The sequence below is a fragment of the Flagellimonas marina genome (assembly GCF_042651185.1).
Lineage (GTDB): Bacteria > Bacteroidota > Bacteroidia > Flavobacteriales > Flavobacteriaceae > Flagellimonas > Flagellimonas marina.
Map to the genome: position 1 here is coordinate 398,074 of NZ_JBHSCL010000004.1, position 16,921 is coordinate 414,994.

Annotated in this window: 16 protein-coding genes; 12 read left to right on the plus strand and 4 right to left on the minus strand. The window is 42.0% G+C overall.

Features of this window, described 5'->3' with window-relative positions; all coding sequences use genetic code 11:
• Positions 1–41 precede the first annotated feature (41 nt).
• Positions 42–1,052, minus strand: a complete 1,011-nt coding sequence (locus ACFOWS_RS05260) for a glutamine synthetase beta-grasp domain-containing protein (protein ID WP_366587581.1) — start codon at positions 1,050–1,052, stop codon at positions 42–44.
• Positions 1,053–1,264: 212 nt separating this feature from the next.
• Between ACFOWS_RS05260 and ACFOWS_RS05265 the strand changes: the two genes are divergently transcribed.
• The 10 genes from ACFOWS_RS05265 to pyrF all read left to right on the plus strand — a co-directional run bounded on the left by ACFOWS_RS05265 (position 1,265) and on the right by pyrF (position 10,573).
• Positions 1,265–3,451, plus strand: a complete 2,187-nt coding sequence (locus ACFOWS_RS05265; RefSeq protein ID WP_366587583.1) for a glutamine synthetase III family protein — start codon at positions 1,265–1,267, stop codon at positions 3,449–3,451.
• Positions 3,452–3,540: 89 nt separating this feature from the next.
• Positions 3,541–4,719, plus strand: a complete 1,179-nt coding sequence (locus ACFOWS_RS05270; protein WP_379762912.1) for an AIR synthase related protein — start codon at positions 3,541–3,543, stop codon at positions 4,717–4,719.
• Between the two features lie 46 nt (positions 4,720–4,765).
• Positions 4,766–5,206, plus strand: a complete 441-nt coding sequence (locus ACFOWS_RS05275; protein ID WP_379762913.1) for a QcrA and Rieske domain-containing protein — start codon at positions 4,766–4,768, stop codon at positions 5,204–5,206.
• A 19-nt stretch (positions 5,207–5,225) separates the two neighbouring features.
• Positions 5,226–5,663, plus strand: a complete 438-nt coding sequence (locus tag ACFOWS_RS05280) for a thioredoxin family protein (protein ID WP_379762914.1) — start codon at positions 5,226–5,228, stop codon at positions 5,661–5,663.
• Between the two features lie 35 nt (positions 5,664–5,698).
• Positions 5,699–6,658 (plus strand): FAD:protein FMN transferase, encoded by a 960-nt coding sequence (locus ACFOWS_RS05285; RefSeq protein WP_379762916.1) that lies wholly within the window; start codon positions 5,699–5,701, stop codon positions 6,656–6,658.
• Positions 6,659–6,667: 9 nt separating this feature from the next.
• Complete coding sequence (locus tag ACFOWS_RS05290; RefSeq protein ID WP_366587595.1) at positions 6,668–6,880, plus strand: DUF4266 domain-containing protein; 213 nt, start codon at positions 6,668–6,670, stop codon at positions 6,878–6,880.
• A 92-nt stretch (positions 6,881–6,972) separates the two neighbouring features.
• The gene (locus tag ACFOWS_RS05295) at positions 6,973–8,211 is read left to right on the plus strand and encodes a DUF3570 domain-containing protein (RefSeq protein WP_379764476.1); all 1,239 of its coding nucleotides are present in this window, start codon (positions 6,973–6,975) and stop codon (positions 8,209–8,211) included.
• Between the two features lie 64 nt (positions 8,212–8,275).
• Positions 8,276–9,352: a peptide chain release factor 1 gene (gene prfA / locus ACFOWS_RS05300; protein WP_379762918.1), complete on the plus strand. Its 1,077-nt coding sequence runs from the start codon at positions 8,276–8,278 to the stop codon at positions 9,350–9,352.
• Positions 9,353–9,381: 29 nt separating this feature from the next.
• A complete protein-coding gene (locus ACFOWS_RS05305) occupies positions 9,382–9,723 on the plus strand; it encodes a hypothetical protein (protein WP_379762920.1) in 342 nt (113 codons plus the stop codon).
• Between the two features lie 25 nt (positions 9,724–9,748).
• Positions 9,749–10,573 carry an orotidine-5'-phosphate decarboxylase gene (gene pyrF / locus ACFOWS_RS05310; protein WP_379762922.1) on the plus strand — a complete coding sequence of 275 codons (825 nt, stop codon included), beginning with the start codon at positions 9,749–9,751 and terminating at the stop codon, positions 10,571–10,573.
• 1 nt (position 10,574) lies between these two features.
• Here the strand turns inward: pyrF and ACFOWS_RS05315 are convergent, their stop codons facing one another.
• A complete protein-coding gene (locus ACFOWS_RS05315; RefSeq protein WP_366587603.1) occupies positions 10,575–10,769 on the minus strand; it encodes a hypothetical protein in 195 nt (64 codons plus the stop codon).
• A 206-nt stretch (positions 10,770–10,975) separates the two neighbouring features.
• Here ACFOWS_RS05315 and ACFOWS_RS05320 point away from each other — a divergent pair, with 206 nt between their 5' ends.
• Positions 10,976–11,479, plus strand: a complete 504-nt coding sequence (locus ACFOWS_RS05320; protein WP_379762923.1) for a hypothetical protein — start codon at positions 10,976–10,978, stop codon at positions 11,477–11,479.
• 211 nt (positions 11,480–11,690) lie between these two features.
• Here the strand turns inward: ACFOWS_RS05320 and ACFOWS_RS05325 are convergent, their stop codons facing one another.
• The gene (locus ACFOWS_RS05325) at positions 11,691–12,395 is read right to left on the minus strand and encodes a DUF4197 domain-containing protein (protein WP_379762924.1); all 705 of its coding nucleotides are present in this window, start codon (positions 12,393–12,395) and stop codon (positions 11,691–11,693) included.
• A gap of 70 nt (positions 12,396–12,465) precedes the next feature.
• Positions 12,466–13,314, minus strand: coding sequence for a formyltetrahydrofolate deformylase (purU, locus tag ACFOWS_RS05330; RefSeq protein WP_379762926.1), 849 nt, complete (start codon positions 13,312–13,314; stop codon positions 12,466–12,468).
• 142 nt (positions 13,315–13,456) lie between these two features.
• On the opposite strand from purU, the gene ACFOWS_RS05335 reads away from it, so the two are divergent.
• Positions 13,457–16,915, plus strand: coding sequence for a methylmalonyl-CoA mutase family protein (locus ACFOWS_RS05335; RefSeq protein WP_379764478.1), 3,459 nt, complete (start codon positions 13,457–13,459; stop codon positions 16,913–16,915).
• Positions 16,916–16,921: the final 6 nt, after the last annotated feature.

The window sequence follows — 16,921 nt, forward strand, 5'->3', positions numbered from 1 at the left end:
GGACGGTTTCATCTATAATCAACAACTAATTTATATACATTTTATACATCAGCTGACTTCACGGTCTTGATGATTCTTGCCGCTACTTTGTATGGGTCTGCATTGGAGGCAGGTCTTCTGTCTTCCAACCAACCTTTCCAACCTTTTTCAACAGTTAAAATTGGAATACGAATAGATGCACCTCTGTCGGAAACACCATAGCTAAAATCTCTAATTGAAGCCGTTTCGTGCTTACCGGTCAAACGCTCATCATTAAATTCCCCATATACAGCAATATGCTCTTTAGTTACAGGACGGAAAGCCTCACATACTTTTTCGTAAGTTTCCTTAGATCCGCAAGTTCTCAACAGAGTATTGGAGAAATTTGCGTGCATTCCCGATCCGTTCCAATCTCCCTTAATAGGTTTTGGGTGGTACTCAATATAGTATCCGTAGCTTTCTGTCAATCTTTGAAGTAAGTAACGGGCTACCCAAATTTCATCACCAGCCTTTTTGGCACCTTTAGCAAACAGTTGGAATTCCCACTGTCCAGCAGCAACTTCTTGGTTGATTCCCTCAAACTGAAGACCAGCTTCCAAACAAAGATCAGCATGCTCTTCAACGAGGTCTCTTCCCCAAGTATTTCTTCCACCTACCGAACAATAGTATAGACCTTGAGGTCCAGGGTAACCACCAACAGGGAAACCAAGCGGCAACAATGTGGCAGTATCCATAATGAAGTATTCTTGCTCAAAACCAAACCAGAAATCATCATTTTCATCATCGATCGTAGCTCTTGAGTTACTTTCGTGAGGAGTTCCATCTGGATTTAAAACCTCCGTCATTACCAAATATCCATTTTTTCGTGCAGGGTCCGGGTAAATGGCAACAGGTTTTAGCAAACAGTCAGAAGAACCACCCTCGGCCTGTTTTGTGGATGAACCATCAAAAGACCAAAGTGGGCAATCTTCCAATTTCCCGCTGAAATCTTCCTCAATCCTTGTCTTGCTTCTAATGTTGGCTGTTGGCTCATAACCATCCAACCATAGATACTCTAATTTAGATTTGCTCATAATTCTGGTAGTTATTTGTTCTCAAATTCACGATTGACAAAAATAGTTTTTTCATTGAATAATATGCATTTTACAGGGTTAAAATCACAAAGTACACCATATTATTTATAGAACCCCATATTTTAGGTAGGGTTGAATGAAAAAAAAGTATTTTTTAGAGGATTTATTATTAAATTGTTAATTGTAGCTTTGCGGAATCAATACAAACGAACATGCCAAAAACAAGATTTCAAGCCTTGGCAGCAAGCCAAAAAAGAGAATACAAGAATATAGATGAATCCGGTAGACGATCTGAACTGTTCGGGAGACAGGTGTTCAATGAAGAAAAGATGCTTCAATTCCTGACCAAGGAGGCTTTTGACAATGTTAAATCAGCTATTTTTCAAGGAAACAAAATCGATAGGAAAATAGCTGACCAAGTGGCTGAGGGAATGAAGGCCTGGGCCTTATCTATGGGAGCAACCCATTACACCCACTGGTTTCAACCTTTAACTGGGGCCACGGCAGAAAAACATGATGCCTTTTTTGATGTACTCCCCGAGGGCCGGGCCATGGAAAAGTTTGGTGGCGCCCAGTTGGTTCAACAAGAACCAGACGCATCCAGCTTTCCGAGTGGAGGTATTCGAAATACATTTGAGGCTCGTGGCTACACTGCATGGGACCCAACGTCACCTGCGTTTCTATATAAAACTACCCTTTGCATACCCACAATTTTTGTAGCATACACCGGGGAAGCTTTGGATAACAAGGCGCCCCTGCTGAGGGCTTTGCACGCCGTAGATCAGGCGGCTACGGGTGTGGCTCAATATTTCGATAAGAACGTACGGAAGGTATATGCAACCCTTGGATGGGAGCAAGAATACTTTTTGGTAGATAAGGCATTGGCACAATCCCGATTGGATTTGACCATGACCGGCAGGACGCTGGTTGGAAATTTCTCGGCAAAAGGCCAGCAGTTGGACGACCACTATTTTGGAGTCATTCCACCACGGGTTTTGAGCTTTATGAGTGATTTGGAAAAACAATGTACCCAACTTGGTATTCCTGTAAAAACCAGACATAACGAAGTGGCCCCAAACCAGTTTGAGCTGGCCCCGGTCTTTGAAGAAGCCAATCTCTCCGTGGACCATAACCTCTTGTTGATGGATGTGATGGAAGAAGTGGCAAGTCGACACCATTTTAAGGTATTGTTCCATGAAAAACCGTTTGCTGGAATAAATGGATCAGGGAAGCACAATAACTGGTCTTTGGCAACCGATACTGGGGTGAACTTGCTGAGCCCGGGCACCACTCCCATGAAGAATCTCCAATTTTTAACCTTCTTTGTCAATACCATCAAAGCGGTGGACACTTATGAGGAATTGTTGCGGTCTTCCATCGCATCAGCCAGCAACGACCACAGGTTGGGAGCCAATGAGGCACCCCCGCCAATTCTTTCTATTTTCATTGGCAAACAATTGAGTGATGTTCTCGATGAATTGGAAGGTGTTTCCAAAGGAAAGCTTTCTCCAGAGGAAAAAACAGAACTCAAACTGAATGTGGTCGGGAAGATTCCCGAGATTTTATTGGACAACACGGATAGAAACCGAACATCTCCCTTTGCATTCACGGGTAATAAGTTTGAAATGAGGGGCGTTGGGTCCAGAATGAACTGTGCCAAGCCCATGACCGTGCTCAATACCATAATGGCCAAACAGCTCACCGACTTTAAAAAGGAGGTAGACGCTTTGATTGACAAGAAAAATCTAAAAAAGGACGAAGCCGTCTTTAATGTGTTGCGAGAGTATATCAAAACCTCTAAAAGAATCCGGTTCGAGGGTGATGGCTATGGCATGGAATGGCAAGAAGAGGCTAGAAGACGTAAGCTTAGCTTCAATACAAATACACCAGAGGCCTTACAAGTAATCACGGCCAAAGAAAGTGTTGAACTTTTTAAGGAGATGGATGTGATGAGCGATGTTGAGCTCAAAGCACGGCAAGAAGTGGAACTGGGGGCCTATATTTTCCATATTCAGATTGAAGGTAGAGTATTGGGCGAAATGGTGTATAACCACATTGTTCCTGCCGCCATACGTTACCAGAATCTTTTGTTGGAGAATATCGGTGGATTAAAGGAAGTCTATGGGGCAGCTCACAAGAAAGTGGCCGAAAGTCAATTGAACCTCTTGGAACAAGTGGGCGAACATATCCTTGAAATCAAGAAACTGACAGATGAAATGACGGATGCCCGTAAAAGGGCCAATGGCCTTTCTACCATAAACAAGAAAGCCCAGGCCTATTGCAATAATGTAAAACCCTATTTTGATACCATTCGGGAGCAATCCGATAAATTGGAAAAATTGATTGCGGATGACTTATGGCCCTTCACAAAATACCGGGAAATATTGTTTACAAAGTAAAGGTTTCAAATCCAAGGTAGTTTTTAAAAGAGCGTAACAACCTATCAATGAATTGATGGTTTTCCGCTATTTTTGCCCAAACCAAGATTATGTCGTCGGACACCAGTAAAAGATATGCACAACGAGGGGTCTCTGCCTCAAAGGAAGATGTGCACAATGCTATCAAAAACATTGATAAAGGCCTTTTTCCAAAAGCGTTTTGCAAAATAGTCCCAGATTATTTAACAGGGAGTGAGGACCATTGTTTGGTAATGCACGCTGATGGTGCAGGCACCAAGTCTTCCTTGGCGTACATGTATTGGAAGGAAACCGGCGATACTTCAGTTTGGAAAGGCATTGCCCAAGATGCGCTGATCATGAATGTGGACGACCTTATTTGCGTGGGCGCTACTGACAATATTATGCTGTCATCCACTATAGGTCGGAACAAAAACCTGATTCCAGGGGAGGTGATTTCTGCCATCATCAATGGTACGGAGGAACTGATTTCCGATTTGGAAAAACATGGCATTACCATTCGCTCAACAGGAGGTGAAACAGCGGATGTTGGCGATGTGGTACGAACGATTATCGTGGATTCCACGGTAACGGCGCGTATGGAACGTTCCCAAGTCATTGATAACGCAAACATAAAGGCTGGTGATGTTATTGTAGGATTGGCTTCCTTCGGAAAGGCAACTTATGAAACTGAATACAACGGGGGAATGGGCAGCAATGGATTGACTTCGGCCCGACATGATGTCTTCGGAAAATATCTGGCCAAAAAATATCCGGAAAGCTATGATGCCTCTGTTCCAGCAGAATTGGTCTATTCCGGAAAATCAAAATTGACCGATGAAGTTCCAGGCTCTCCATTGGATGCCGGGAAATTGGTGCTATCGCCAACCCGTACCTATGCACCCATCATCAAAAAAATATTGGAGCAACACAATTCAGAGCAAATCCATGGTATGGTGCATTGCAGTGGTGGGGCTCAGACCAAGATTCTTCATTTTGTAGATAACCTACACATCATAAAGGATAACTTATTTGAGATTCCTCCACTTTTTAAGCTCATACAGGAGCAATCTGGTACCGATTGGAAAGAAATGTACCAAGTCTTTAATTGTGGTCATCGCATGGAACTTTATGTGAATGAGCAAGTTGCTGAAGACATTATTACTATTTCCGAGAGTTTTAATGTTGATGCGCAGGTTATTGGGCGCGCAGAAGCCTCGCCAAATAAGAGATTGACCATACAAAGTACGTATGGTAAGTTTGAATATTAGCATACGAATCAGTGTATTTTAACGTTCTTTCTATAAACCTCTCGCTATGGAAAGAAAAGAATTTCTAAGAAGTTTGGGTGCAGGCGCTGCTTTTGCCCTTACTTTTCCTTGCCTGCACGGCTGCTCTAAAGATGAAATTGACGGTAACATTGTTGAAGAACCCACTGGAGTGGACTTTACTGTGGACTTGACATCTCAGGAAGCCCAAGCCTTGGTTCCCAATGGAGGTTTTATTCTAAAGAATTTAGTTGTCATCGCGAAAAACTTGGATGGGGAATATGTAGCTGCAAGTCAGGTTTGTAGTCATGAATCGTACGATCAAGTCCGTTTTGTGAATCAAAACGGTGGGATTTTCTACTGTGATGTCCATGGTTCCCGTTTTGATCAAGATGGTACTCCCTTGAACCAAGTTGACAGTAATCCGGCAAGACAATTAAAAGTTTACAATACCGAACTCAATGGCTCCATTTTGCGGGTTTTTGAGTAATCAGACCGGCCCAAATCATATGAAAAAGGTCTTGACCATAGCATTTTTATCCCTAATTGGAACCATTCATGCCCAAAAATGGCAGAATAGTTTCGATGAAGCTGTGGATTTGGCCAATAAAGAAAATAAGCCTATTATCTTGGTTTTTTCTGGGTCTGATTGGTGTGCACCGTGCATCCGGTTAAAACGAAGCATTTTGGATTCTGACGAATTTAAAAGCTATGCTTTTTCCAATTATGTGCTTTATAATGCCGATTTCCCCAAAAAAAAGAAGAATCAACTTCCCGAAGAAAAATTATCGGTCAACAAGACCCTAGCCGAAAAGTACAATCCAAAAGGATACTTTCCATTGGTTGTAGTTTTGGATAAAAACGAGACCGTTTTGGGGAAAACCGGTTTCCATGTAAAAACATCTCCCAAAAAATATATTGCTACCCTCAACGGATTTGTAAGATGAGAATGTTAACGGTCCTTTTTTGCAGCTTATTGTGTATGCTGTCGCAAGGACAGTTGATGCATAGGGATATTACGGTAAAAAAGACCCTAAAACTCATGGGGACCCGGTTTGAGATTACCGTGGTAGCTCCAAATGAGGAAATTGGGTATTTGGATATTGATGAGGCGGTCTCCGAAATTGAGCGAATTGAAAAGATGATCTCCTCATGGGATGAAAACTCGGAAACCTCCAAAGTCATCAAAAATGCGGGAATAAAACCCGTAAAAGTAAGCCCCGAGTTTTTTAGGTTGATTGAACGCTCCATAAAAATCTCTGAGATTACCGATGGGGCTTTTGATATTACCTATGCTTCCATGGATAACATCTGGAAATTCGATGGCAGTATGGACCGTATGCCATCTGAAGAAGACATTCAAAAATCCATTTCAAAAATAGGCTACAAGAAAATAATATTGGACCCCGATGCACAAACCGTTTTTTTAAGTGAACCGGGTATGCGGATTGGATTTGGAGCCATTGGTAAAGGCTATGCAGCTGACAAGGCTAAAGAACTCTTGACCTCCAAACAGGTCAAAGGGGGTATCATCAATGCTTCCGGCGACCTCACCACTTGGGGTACAAAAGCAACCGGAGAAAAATGGTTGGTAGGCATTGCCAATCCCTTGAGTAAGGATAAAGTGTTCAGTTGGTTGCCCATAGTGGAATCTTCAGTGGCCACCTCGGGCAATTATGAAAAATACATCACCCTAAATGGAAAAAAATACTCACACATCATTGACCCGCGAACAGGCTATCCCACAAGGGGGATGAATAGTGTATCTGTCTTTGCAAAGCAAGCGGAATTGTGTGATGCTCTGGCCACAGCAGTCTTTATTATGGGCAGGGATACGGGTATTCACATGATCAACCAGATGGATGGGGTGGAGGTAGTGGTTGTGGACTCCGACAATAAAATTCATAAGAGTTCGGGAATCATTTTCGATACGAATCAGTAAATTTACTGCATGGGAAAAGCTGTTTTTTTTCTTCTCTTTTTAGTACTGTTCTCCAGTTCATGCGTAGCGGTCCGGGAATATGAAAAAGTGTATGTCAATGATGTTGAAATGCAACTCGGTGCGAGACCATCTGAGCGTTTTGAAACCAATTTCCAGATTTATAGAGAGGCTTCATCAGGGGCCAATGGTGGTAAAACGGGCGGCGGCTGCGGATGTAATTAAAGCGACGAGTTCCCATGACCACAAAAAACCAAACCTCGTCACCGCGCAAAACACTACAAAAATTAATAACATGTACTCTTTGTCTGTTTGCAATGGTTTCTGGAAGGGCACAACAGACGGATACTTCCTATAAAAAAAGAGCCTTGGAAACCAGTGAAGTTGACATGCTGTTCAGTTTTTACAATCAAGATGGGCAAAACGCTGCTGTTACAGGTGGCGAAGGTACTGAGGAATTAACCGACGCCACGTCATCAATCGTTTTACGGATGCCAATGAATGCAGATGATATCCTCACGGTGGATGTGGGATTATCAGCTTATACATCTGCCTCTTCCAGTAATGTAAATCCATTGGATGGTGGAATCAATGTAACACCATTTGATGCTTCATCGGGCGAATCTCGAAAAGATTTGTTGGCCTATATCAACCCCAGCTACCAGCATAGTTCAGATGATCGAAATTCCATTTGGAGTGCCAACATTTATTTTTCTTCCGAATATGACTATTTTTCCTTTGGCTTTGGAGGGAGTTATACAAGATTGTTCAATGAAAAGAATACCGAACTTACCCTTAGTGGGCGTGTTTTTCTGGACAAATGGAACGCGATTTATCCCATTGAACTTCGTGCTGGGTTTTTTGATGACCGAATTACGGGAACCGGGACCTATAATCCCAATTTTTCGGAGTTTGGTAAGGAGAATAGAAACTCGTACACCGTATCCTTGAGTTTTTCGCAAATTTTGAGTCAGAAGTTACAAGGAGCACTTTTTGTGGACCTTGTGACGCAAACCGGATTGTTGAGCACTCCGTTTCAACGGGTGTATTTAGCCGATGCCAATGACTTTTTTATTGATGATTTTCAATTGGCCGATAACGTGGAACAATTACCAGATAGCCGATTGAAAGTGCCTGTGGGTGGTCGGTTGAATTATTATGTGAACGACTTGTTGGTGCTACGTTCCTATTACCGTTTTTATTGGGATGATTGGGGAATCATTTCGCATACGGCCAGTTTGGAAACACCTTTTAAGTTGACGGATAGGTTTACGCTGTACCCATCCTATCGCTATTATACCCAAACTGCCGCAGATTATTTTTATCCCAAGGAAACGGCCTTTTCCAGCTATGATTTTTATACTTCAGATTACGATTTGTCTGAATATGATGCTCATCAATATGGTTTCGGCATCCAGTACAAGGATATTTTTACAAGGGCCACAATTTTTAACTTCGGTTTAAAGACCATCGATTTGCGCTTCAGTCAATATGATAGGAGTGATGGACTGAATGCATTCATTATTACTCTGGGAACAACTTTTATAAGTAACTGACCCATTCAATAGAAAAAAAAATCCAATCAAATATTGTAAATTCGCAGTCTTAGCGGATGGAGATATGCTCGATAAACTTAATATTGTAAAGCAACGTTTTGATGAGGTTGCGGACCTTATCATTCAACCAGATATCATATCGGACCAAAAAAGATATGTTAAGCTGAACAAGGAATACAAAGATCTTAAAGTATTGGTCGATAAACGGGACCACTACATAGAACTTACCAATAATATCAATGAGGCAGAGGAAATCATTGCCGATGGCAGTGATGCTGAAATGGTGGAAATGGCCAAAATGCAGTTGGACGAAGCCAAAGGAGCCATGCCTAAATTGGAGGAAGAAATCAAGTTTCTTTTGATTCCCAAAGATCCCGAGGATGAAAAGGATGTAGTGATGGAAATCAGGGCAGGGACCGGAGGCGATGAAGCCAGTATTTTTGCTGGGGATTTGTTTCGGATGTACACCAAGTATTGCGAATCAAAAGGTTGGAAAACCAACATCATCGATTTGAACGAGGGAACCAGCGGGGGCTATAAAGAAATTCACTTTGAAGTTTCTGGGGAGGATGTGTATGGTACCTTGAAGTTTGAAGCTGGCGTCCACCGTGTACAGCGTGTGCCACAAACTGAAACGCAAGGAAGGGTGCACACTAGCGCCGCCACGGTCATGGTGATTCCAGAAGCTGAGGATTTTGATGTTCAGATAGACCCAAAGGATGTCCGGATTGACTATTTCTGCTCGTCAGGCCCAGGGGGACAGTCCGTGAACACTACCTATTCCGCAGTTCGGTTGACGCACGTTCCTACAGGGATTGTAGCGCAATGTCAAGATGAAAAATCACAGCACAAGAACAAAGATAAAGCCTTTAAGGTTTTACGTTCACGTTTATACGATATGGAATTGGCCAAAAAACAGGCTGAAGATGCAGCAAAACGAAATTCCCAGGTGAGCAGCGGTGACCGTTCCGCAAAGATCAGAACCTACAACTATCCACAAGGAAGGGTAACGGACCACAGAATTGGCCTTACGCTCTACGATTTACAAAATATAATTAACGGCGACATCCAAAAAATCATAGACGAACTGATGATGGTGGATAACACAGAGAAGTTGAAGGAAGCTTCGGAGATATTTTAAAAAATCAAAGCAAAAATAAACCCCACTTTATGAAAAGAATTGCAATATGGTTAAGTATTGTAATGCTGGCACAAAGTTGTCAAGTATATCGGAATGTAGAGTTATCCGAGATTAAAAAAAATAAAACCTATAGAATTCATTTAAACAATGGACAGGACATACAGGGGATATGTGAGAGTGTGGATGGAAATCAAGTGGCTTTACGTGTGAATGAGAATGTTGTGGAATTTCCCAAAACCAACATTGATAGTGCAGAAAGGCATAAGGTTTCTATATTAAAGATGGCAGGGGCAGCAGTCTTAATTACAGCTGGTACGCTATTGATGTTGGACATTGCCAAAAAAGATACAGGATCAATTAATAACCCTTAAATTAGACTGGCCTTAAAATCAATCAATGGAGATAACAAAACTCATTGAGCAAATTAGTCAGAAAAAGTCCTTTCTCTGTGTCGGTTTGGATACCGATTTAGAGAAAATTCCAAAACACCTTTTACAGGAAGAAGACCCTATTTTCGCTTTTAACAAGGCGATTATTGATGCTACCCATCCCTTTTGTGTGGCCTACAAACCAAACATTGCGTTTTATGAGGCCTATGGTTTGCAAGGTTGGAACTCTTTGGAACGTACAATGGCTTATTTAAATGAAAAGTACCCAGAAATCTTCACGATTGCAGACGCAAAACGAGGCGATATTGGTAACACTTCCACACGGTATGCAAAGGCTTTTTTTGAAGCGCTCAGTTTTGATTCAATTACAATTGCTCCATATATGGGCAAGGATTCTGTAGAACCTTTTTTGGAATTTGAGGGCAAGCACACCATCTTATTGGCATTGACCTCCAATGAAGGAGCTTTCGACTTTCAAACAAAAGAAATAGAAGGGGTTGAGCTCTACAAAGAAGTACTAAAGGTTTCCAAAACCTACAAAAATGCCGAACGATTAATGTATGTTGTAGGCGCTACAAAAGCAACGTATCTAAAAGAAATACGGGAAATAGTTCCGGAAAGTTTTCTATTGGTTCCGGGGGTAGGTGCACAAGGTGGCAGCTTGCAGGAAGTCTGTGCCTACGGAATGACCAAAAATGTAGGTCTGTTGGTCAATTCATCCCGCGGAATACTGTACGCTTCAACCGGCGATGACTTTGCAGAAGCTGCTACGAAAGAGGCCCAAAAAATTCAAGCTGAAATGGAGATTCAATTGGAAAAAATCCACAACTGATCTATCCCAAGCTTTCCAATACTTTTTTGATGCTCTGTGCCTTTCGCTTGAAAAATTCAACCAAGTGCGTATCGGCATTGGATACGTTGGCCGCTTTCTCAATAAAATTTTTATATCTGAACTCCAAAATGGTAATCGCTTGGCTTCCGCTAGTGATTGGAGTTACTGTTCCTACTCTACAATATTGATTGTTCATAACTCAAGATTTGTTATACCAAAGATACGTTGAAAAGTGAGCGATGGATTATGCGATAGTGGGGTATACGTCTAGAAATCAGGTTATTTATCTAAAAATTAACAGTATCGCTGCCTTTTTCACCGCAACCTTACTATTTGCATATGAAAAATTAACGTACTTTTAAAAGAATGGCCTTGTGCTTGGCAAGGCGCAAATGGTATGAGATGAAAAAACTTTTATTGATGTCTGCTTTGTTCGCCTTTGCGTTGGTGAATGGTCAAGATAGTTCAAGCTGTAATTGCTGTTCAGAGAATCAGAAAGCTTTCGACTTTTGGATAGGGGATTGGGAAGTAACCAGTTTAACCAATGGGGCTGCAGCCGGGACGAGTAAGATAAGCAGGGAAGAAGATGGTTGTGTTATTCGCGAAAACTGGACCAGTGCAACTCCAGGGTATACTGGAACCAGCTTGAACTTCTACAATTCACAAACGAACCAATGGGAACAGTTATGGGTAGATAATACAGGGGCACATCTAAAGCTCAAAGGAAATCGGGAGGGTAACCAGATGATTTTAACTTCAGATGAATTTACAAGAGATGATGGCAAAACCTACAGAAACCGTATTACTTGGACCAAAAATGACGATGGAACCGTGAGGCAACATTGGGAAGTGCTCCAAGGCGAAGAAGCCACTACTGCATTTGATGGACTTTACAAGCCACAATAGCATTTTCTACAACAAAAAAACCGGTGCGAACACCGGTTTAAACTAACTAACTCAAAAAAATGCTAACTCAGATAATTTCTGTGACAAAATTCCTGTTTAACCTTCAGGTCAAGGTTAATTTAACTTTAGGAATTTGTTATAATTGTCTCGATTAATTGATTTTATAACGATAAGATTTTCAACTTATTGCACTATTCTGAAAAAATTATGATTAATCTTGAAGAGCAAACACTTTTTTTAACAAATCTGTTGTTCGTGAAGAAATTTTTGTGCGGATTTCTTGCTCTTCCACGGCTATCATGGTATAGACGCCTTCAAGCGCTTGATTGGTGGTATAGTCCGTTAAATCAGGGTTGACATCATTGGTAAGTGGAAGGTTGTTGTACCGGGTAATGATGTTGCTCCAGATTTGGTCGGCACCAACTTTTTGAAATGAATTTTTAATGATAGGATTGAACTTGTTGTACAGTTGGGTCTTTGTTGAATTCTCCAAATATTGAGTTGCCGCATTATTGCTTCCCAAAAGAATTTGGCGCGCGTCATTAAAAGTGATTCCCTTTACGGCATCGACAAAAATGGGAGTGGCCTCGCCAACAGCATCTTCCGCCGCTCGGTTGATGATTCGGAGACCTTCATCGGCCAAATTGCCAAGGCCCACATCACGTAGGGTTTTGTCTACTTTCTGAAGTTCCTCCGGAAGGAGAATTTTAACCAATTCATTTCTAAAGAAGCCATTTTCCAAGGCCAGTTTGTTCACTTGTTTTTCAATGCCCATATTCAATGCTTCTCTCAGTCCTTGGGCAATTTCAGCATTACCAATTCCAGTGGGGCCTTGGGGCAATTGGTTCACTACTTGTTGCAGTTCTGTACAAGCAACCAGTTGAAAAACCAATACCAATAGCAGTGTTCGTTTCATGGTGAATTTTTTATAGTTCGACTGAAATTTAGGTAGAAACGGTAAAAAATTGCTTTTTTATTCGATATAATTAAGAGAAAATAACGGTCTTGTTATTATAGACCATGGTTTTACGGGCCACATGGAGCTGCACGGCCCGCGAAAGTACAATCCGCTCTAAATCCCTTCCTTTGGCTATGAAGTCTTTAATGGAGTGTGAATGCGAAACTGCCGTCACGTCCTGTTCAATAATGGGTCCGGCATCCAGTTCTGAGGTCACATAATGACTAGTGGCCCCAATAATTTTCACACCACGCTCAAAGGCAGCATGGTAAGGTTTGGCACCCACAAAAGCCGGAAGGAAAGAATGGTGGATATTGATGATTTTCTGCGGATACACGTCAATCAGCTTAGGGGACACAATCTGCATGTATCGGGCCAATACAATGAAGTCCACCTCGTGTTTTTTGAGCAATTCCAGTTGTTTCTCCTCTGCTTCTTCTCGGGTATCTTTGGTAACGGGTACATGATAGAATGGAATCTGAAACTGTTCCGCGACATATTCCAAATCTCTATGATTGCTCAAAATAAAAGGAATGTCCACAGAAAGTTCCTCAGAATTGTATCGACTCAACAAATCATATAGGCAATGGTTATATTTCGATACAAAGATGGCCATTTTGGGTCGGTAGGCACCCAAATAAATATCCCACTCCATCTGAAACTGTTGCGCCAATTCTTGTTCAAATCCTTTTTTAAAAGCCTCCAAAGAAACTTTTTTTTCAAACTCACTCTCCAATCGCATGAAAAATACACCCACCTGCTTGTCTACATGTTGATCTAAATAAACCACATTGCCCTCTTGCTGATGCACAAAAGTGGTTACAGATCGTATAATACCGGATTGGTCAGGACAATGGATGAGAATGGTAAGCTTCATACTATATTTTTGGCCGCGTAAAATTAGGGCATTCAAAAAAGGAAGGCCAAGGTTTTTGAATTTTTTGTAATATCCTGAACAAAATCGAATTTGACTTGCATTTTCTGTAAATTGCATGGCGAAAACAGACCTTTTATTGCAAATGGAACAACAGAAGCCTTACAAGCCCAAACATAAAATAAGGATAGTGACAGCTGCCTCACTCTTTGATGGTCATGACGCTGCCATTAATATTATGAGACGTATTATCCAAGCCACTGGGGTTGAGGTGATTCATTTGGGGCACGATAGGAGCGTAGCGGAGGTGGTGGATTGTGCCATTCAAGAAGACGCCAACGCCATTGCCATGACCTCTTACCAAGGGGGGCACAACGAATATTTCAGGTATATGTTCGATTTGCTGAAGGAGAGAGGTGCAGGCCACATCAAAATTTTTGGTGGTGGTGGCGGGGTTATCCTTCCTGAGGAGATAAGGGAGCTGATGGAGTATGGCATCGAACGGATTTATTCTCCAGATGATGGCCGTGAAATGGGGTTGCAGGGGATGATCAATGATTTGGTGGAACGATGCGATACTGCCGTTCCCAATTTGCAAATACCTAAAGACGAAAGGTTGGAAGGTTTGCTGCCTGAAAAAGACTCCAATACTGTTGCCCGTTTGATTTCCCTTGCTGAAAACCGACACGAGGAATTCGAAAAGTATGTAGATGCGATAAGCAGCTTGGAAAAAGAGGTTCCCGTGCTTGGAATTACAGGTACCGGCGGTGCTGGAAAATCCAGTTTGGTGGATGAACTCGTACGCCGTTTTTTGATTGATTTTCCCAAAAAGCATGTGGGCATTATATCCGTAGACCCCTCTAAACGAAAAACGGGAGGTGCATTGTTAGGAGACCGCATCCGTATGAATTCCATTAACAATGAAAGGGTGTACATGCGCTCGTTGGCAACCCGACAATCCAATTTGGCCTTGTCCAAACATGTTTCCGAAGCTGTTCAAGTGCTCAAATCGGCTAATTATGACCTAATTATTTTGGAGACTTCGGGAATAGGGCAATCCGATACCGAAATCCTGGAACATAGCGATGTTTCACTGTATGTAATGACACCCGAGTTTGGCGCGGCAACCCAATTGGAGAAAATTGATATGCTGGATTTTGCGGATTTGGTGGCCATCAACAAGTTTGATAAAAGGGGAGCTTTGGATGCGCTTAGAGATGTAAAAAAACAGTACGCACGGAACCATGGATTGTGGCACGCAAATGAGGATGAGTTGCCTATTTATGGTACGATTGCTTCGCAATTCAATGACCCGGGGATGAACAACCTATACCGAAAAGTGATGGATACGCTGGTGGAAAAAGCAAACTCCAAATTGGTCTCCACTTTTGAAGTTAGTGAGGAAATGGCGGAGAAAATCTTTGTCATTCCACCTTCGCGAACACGATATTTATCCGAAATAGCTGAAAACAACAGGTCTTATGATGACAAGGCTAAAGAACAATCCAAAATTGCACAACAGTTGTATGGTATTTTCTTGACCATTTCTTCAATTTTACAACTGGATTCAGGGAAGGCTGAGGAACAACTCTTGGATAAGTCCGGTTTGAATGAGGATACGGTTTTTTCCAAAGCCAAAAATGCCGAAGAAAAAGAGTTGATCAGTCTATTGGTTAAGGAATTTGATAAAATCAAAATCAATTTGCTGCCCCAGCATTGGGACACCCTTTTAAAATGGAAAGAAAAAGTAAATCGGTATAAATCTGATGTGTACTCGTTTAAAGTACGCGATAGAGAGGTGAATATTAAAACCCACACGGAATCGTTGTCCCATAGCCAGATACCCAAAGTGGCATTGCCCAAATACAAGGCGTGGGGTGATATTCTCCAGTGGATTTTACAAGAAAATGTCCCGGGGGAGTTTCCATACACAGCTGGATTGTACCCGTTCAAAAGGGAAGGGGAGGACCCAACCCGAATGTTCGCCGGTGAAGGAGGTCCGGAACGCACCAACCGACGATTTCACTACGTGAGTTTGGATATGCCGGCCAAAAGACTGTCCACCGCATTTGATTCGGTTACCCTTTATGGAAGTGACCCAGACCATAGACCGGATATTTACGGCAAAATTGGAAATGCTGGGGTGTCCATTTGTTGTTTGGATGACGCCAAAAAATTGTATTCGGGGTTTGACTTGAGCAACCCAATGACTTCGGTGAGTATGACTATCAATGGTCCTGCGCCCATGCTTTTGGCCTTTTTTATGAATGCGGCCATTGACCAAAACTGCGAGAAGTATATCCAAGAAAATGGCTTGGAGAAAAAAGTCGAGGAAAAAATTAAAGCACTTTTTAAAGAAAAAAAGACAACTCGACCAGTATATTACGGAGAGCTTCCCGAAGGGAATAATGGATTGGGACTTATGCTTCTGGGTGTTACGGGTGATCAGGTATTATCTGAAGAGACCTATACCAAAATCAAGGCCGAAACCCTAAATCAAGTTCGAGGTACCGTGCAAGCTGATATTTTAAAAGAGGACCAAGCACAAAACACCTGTATTTTTTCAACAGAATTTGCTTTGAAGTTGATGGGAGATGTGCAGGAATATTTCATTGAACAGCAAGTCCGGAATTTTTACTCTGTCTCCATATCGGGTTACCACATCGCTGAGGCGGGGGCGAATCCCATTACGCAATTGGCGTTCACCCTTTCCAATGGTTTTACGTATGTGGAGTACTATTTGAGTCGGGGCATGGACATTAATAAATTTGGTCCGAACCTGTCCTTCTTTTTTTCCAATGGGGTTGATCCTGAGTATGCCGTTATCGGTAGGGTGGCACGAAGAATTTGGTCCAAGGCTCTCAAAGAAAAGTATGGGGCCGACCCAAGGGCACAAATGTTGAAATATCATATTCAAACTTCGGGTAGAAGCTTGCACGCCCAAGAAATTGATTTTAATGATATCCGAACGACTTTACAGGCACTGTATGCCATCTATGACAATTGTAATTCCTTGCACACCAATGCTTATGATGAAGCTATAACCACACCAACAGAAGAATCGGTGAGGAGGGCGATGGCCATTCAATTGATCATTAATAAGGAGTTGGGGTTGGCCAAAAATGAAAACCCCATTCAAGGTTCATTCATTATTGAGGAGCTTACCGATTTGGTGGAAGAAGCAGTTTTGTTGGAGTTTGACCGAATCACGGAACGCGGTGGTGTGTTAGGCGCCATGGAAACCATGTACCAGCGCTCCAAAATACAGGAAGAAAGTTTACATTATGAGACTTTAAAGCATTCGGGGGATTATCCAATCATTGGGGTGAATACTTTTTTAAGCTCAAAAGGTTCTCCGACCATTTTACCTGCGGAGGTCATTCGGGCGACAGAAGAAGAAAAGAAAAATCAAATCAAGACCCTTCTAAATCTGCATCAGCGAGAAAAAGAAAGAGCCGAAAAGCAGTTAAAAGAATTGCAGCAAACGGCCATCAACAATGAAAATATCTTTGAGAAGTTGATGGAAGTGACCAAATATTGTTCATTGGGGCAAATCACAAAGGCCCTATTCGAAGTTGGAGGACAGTACAGAAGAAATATGTAAAAAGAG

Coding starts and splice junctions, on each gene's coding strand:
- prfA (WP_379762918.1), top strand. CDS start 8,276: ATGCTCGATAAACTTAATATTGTAAAGCAACGTTTTGATGAGGTTGCG.
- ACFOWS_RS05280 (WP_379762914.1), top strand. CDS start 5,226: ATGAAAAAGGTCTTGACCATAGCATTTTTATCCCTAATTGGAACCATT.
- ACFOWS_RS05290 (WP_366587595.1), top strand. CDS start 6,668: ATGGGAAAAGCTGTTTTTTTTCTTCTCTTTTTAGTACTGTTCTCCAGT.
- purU (WP_379762926.1), bottom strand. CDS start 13,314: ATGAAGCTTACCATTCTCATCCATTGTCCTGACCAATCCGGTATTATA.
- ACFOWS_RS05265 (WP_366587583.1), top strand. CDS start 1,265: ATGCCAAAAACAAGATTTCAAGCCTTGGCAGCAAGCCAAAAAAGAGAA.
- ACFOWS_RS05275 (WP_379762913.1), top strand. CDS start 4,766: ATGGAAAGAAAAGAATTTCTAAGAAGTTTGGGTGCAGGCGCTGCTTTT.
- ACFOWS_RS05325 (WP_379762924.1), bottom strand. CDS start 12,395: ATGAAACGAACACTGCTATTGGTATTGGTTTTTCAACTGGTTGCTTGT.
- ACFOWS_RS05335 (WP_379764478.1), top strand. CDS start 13,457: ATGGAACAACAGAAGCCTTACAAGCCCAAACATAAAATAAGGATAGTG.
- pyrF (WP_379762922.1), top strand. CDS start 9,749: ATGGAGATAACAAAACTCATTGAGCAAATTAGTCAGAAAAAGTCCTTT.
- ACFOWS_RS05315 (WP_366587603.1), bottom strand. CDS start 10,769: ATGAACAATCAATATTGTAGAGTAGGAACAGTAACTCCAATCACTAGC.
- ACFOWS_RS05320 (WP_379762923.1), top strand. CDS start 10,976: ATGAAAAAACTTTTATTGATGTCTGCTTTGTTCGCCTTTGCGTTGGTG.
- ACFOWS_RS05305 (WP_379762920.1), top strand. CDS start 9,382: ATGAAAAGAATTGCAATATGGTTAAGTATTGTAATGCTGGCACAAAGT.
- ACFOWS_RS05260 (WP_366587581.1), bottom strand. CDS start 1,052: ATGAGCAAATCTAAATTAGAGTATCTATGGTTGGATGGTTATGAGCCA.
- ACFOWS_RS05270 (WP_379762912.1), top strand. CDS start 3,541: ATGTCGTCGGACACCAGTAAAAGATATGCACAACGAGGGGTCTCTGCC.
- ACFOWS_RS05295 (WP_379764476.1), top strand. CDS start 6,973: ATGGTTTCTGGAAGGGCACAACAGACGGATACTTCCTATAAAAAAAGA.
- ACFOWS_RS05285 (WP_379762916.1), top strand. CDS start 5,699: ATGCTGTCGCAAGGACAGTTGATGCATAGGGATATTACGGTAAAAAAG.